Below are 3071 nucleotides of genomic sequence, written 5' to 3'. Positions count from 1 at the left end.
CAGGATGTCCTGAAAAGGGATTCGATCAGCATCAGGGACAGTTTTTACAATTTGGGAGGAGATTCGATCAAATCGATCCAGATTGTTTCGCGTTTGAAACAACAGGGTTATAGCCTTAAGATCCAGCAGATACTTCAGGTAGCTGTATTGGAAGACCTTGCCCGACACATGGAGATCAGCACCAGGGAGATAGCTCAGTCTTCTGTTTCAGGAGAAGTATTTCTGACTCCGATCCAGCGTTATTTCTTTGATTCGGGTGTTTTTAATGATTATCATCATTTCAACCAGTCAGTAGTTTTGAAAAGCAAGGTTGCCCTTAGTGGAGATATTATATCAAAGAGTCTTACTTACCTGGCCTCACATCACGATGCCCTTCGTATGGTTTATGTGCAGCGTTCTGGTGTTTGGGAACAGTTCAACCAGGATGTGTCTTTGTCGCAGGCTGCTGTTTGTTTTTATGACCTGCAAGAAGAAGCTGATCCATTGTCTGCTATGGCAAGAATAGGGGAAGAGTTCCAGTCTGGATTTGATTTGGAGTCTGGTCCTTTGTTTAAGGCTGTTCATTTCCGTTTAAAGGATGGGGACCGCCTGGCTTTGATTATTCATCATTTGGTTGTAGATGGTGTTTCATGGCGTATTTTACTGGAAGATTTCTCTACTCTTTACGGGCAGTACAGTGCAGGGCTTACAGCGGCACTTCCATTGAAGACAGACTCATTCCAGAGATGGTCTTCTTTGCAGCAGTCGTATGGTTTTGATCAGATTCCCCAGTCAGATAAGACTTACTGGGAGTCTGTGTGCAATGAGTCTGTGGATGTTTTCCCCCGGGATATCCAGGGAGTTCAGGCCGGTGTAAGAATGGACCGCAGTGTTTCATTGAGTCTGGGCCATTCTGTAACGGAGCTTCTTCAGACCCAGGTTCACGGGGTTTACAATACAGAGATCAATGACATTTTACTGGCCTGCCTTGGGCTTTCGCTCAAAGCTGTTTTGGGTATAGATAAAAGTGTTATCAAAATAGAGGGGCATGGAAGAGAGGATATCCTTGAGGATGTTGATATCAGTCGTACAGTTGGTTGGTTTACGACGTTTTATCCTTTTGTGCTTAGCGTTCCTTCAGGCGATGCTTTGTCGAACCTTGTGGATGTAAAGGAGTCTCTTCGCAGAATCCCTGGCAAAGGGATCGGGTACGGGATTTTGAAATATCTGTCTTTGGGGCTTGAGCAGGATTTTTCACCCTCAGTAGAGTTTAATTATCTTGGGGATTTTGGTTCGAATGCAGGCAGCAGCCAGGATTCCTTATTTGAATATGGATCGGAGAATATCGGTTCGAGTAGCAGTGTGGGCAATGGGAATGATGTTTTTCTGAGTGTCTCTGGCATGCTTGTCTCGGGATCGCTTTCGATGACAATTACTTATTCCAGCCAGGCTTATAATGTTGCAACGATCGAGTCTTTGGCTGATTCTTACCATAAGAATCTTACTGCTGTTATAGAAGAGCTGAGCAGGGTTAAGGAAAAGCGCCTTACTCCTTCAGACCTTACCTTTAAGGGGCTGAGCCGATCAGATCTGTTGTCTCTTAATGAGGATGATAGTCTGGAGGATGTTTATAAATTATCGCCTTTACAACAGGGTATATACTACCACTGGCTTTCTGATAAATCATCTGCAATGTATTTTGAGCAGATGTCCTATAGAATAAAAGCTCCGGCTTTGGATATTGAATGTGTTGAGAAGTCTTATGATCAGTTGATCTTGCGTCATGGAGTACTGCGTACAAGCTTCACTTACGATTTGTTTGAGGAGCCTTTGCAGATAGTCAGAAAGCATGTTGGGGGGAGTTTTAGCTATAATAAGGTTCCCTTAGATATTGCCTTGGATCGTTACATTGATGATGTGAAAGCTTCAGACCGTGCAATTGGGTTTGATTTATCCACTGGTAGTCAGATGCGTCTTCAGGTTTTGGATTTGGGCAGTGATGAGTATGAATTTATTTGGAGTCATCATCATATCCTTACCGATGGCTGGTGTATGAGTATTTTGATTAAGGATTTTTATCAGATCCTAAATTCGATTCATAACAATACGGCTTTAAACTTGCCTAAGGCTTTTGCTTATTCGACTTACATTCAATGGCTGGAGAAAGTAAATGCTACGGCTTCGTTGTCTTATTGGAAAGGTTATCTTGAGGGTTACAGCGATGTTTCCGCGGTTCCTTTCCGACTTGTTTCAGAGAATGGGGTTTATAAGGAATTAAAGCAGAGTGTAAGCATAGAGGGAGATCTTTATGTTAGGTTCAATAAATTGTGTACAGAAATGGGTATTACCCAGAATACTTTTGTTCAGGGTGTATGGGGTTATTTGCTCTCGAGGTACAACAACACAGATGATGTTGTATTTGGATCTGTAGTATCGGGGAGACCTGGCGATCTGGATGGGGTTGAAGATATGATTGGTCTTTTTATCAATACAATCCCTGTAAGGGTAAATTATACTGTCAAGGATACTGTAGCTGATCTTTTGATCAGGATCCAGGATCATGCAATCAGTAGCAATGCCCATCATTATTCTAATTTGTCCCAGGTACAGTCGCAGAGTGATCTGGGAATGGATCTGATCAATCACATTATGGTCTTTGAGAGTTTTCCAGTTCAGGATGCCATTAAGGAAGATGTTCAAAATGCGCAGAGCCTCCCTGGTCAGGAATTAACGATACAATCGATGAGTGCCTTTGAACAGACCAATTACGATTTTAATATCATGGTAATGCCTTTGCCTGTATCACTTCGCATTGATTTTAAATACAACAGCAGCAAGTATGACAGCAGGCTTATGGAAACTTTGGCCGGGCATGTTTATAATCTGGTGGAGCAGTTCAGTGCAGATGCCACTCAGCCCTTGAAAGAGCTTGATTACCTTAGCGCTTCAGAGAAGGATCAGCTGTTGGTAGAGTTTAATGATACACAAGAGGCTTATCCCCTGGATAAGACAATAATTGATTTGTTTGAGGATCAGGTATCTAAAACCCCTGATAACGTGGCTGTGGTTTTTGAGGATACCCAGTTGAGCTA

1 protein-coding gene is annotated in these 3071 nt (G+C 42.7%); it reads left to right on the top strand.

Annotated elements, in window-relative coordinates; translation table 11 throughout:
• Positions 1-3071, top strand: a 3071-nt coding sequence (locus AC1RRN_RS21390) for a condensation domain-containing protein (RefSeq protein ID WP_492969247.1), incomplete at both ends; no start/stop codon positions are given.

The organism is Flavobacterium sp. GW821-FHT11G01 (assembly GCF_058808175.1).
The sequence above is the reverse complement of the archived record's forward strand: the minus strand, read 5'-3'. Positions and strand labels throughout refer to the sequence as shown.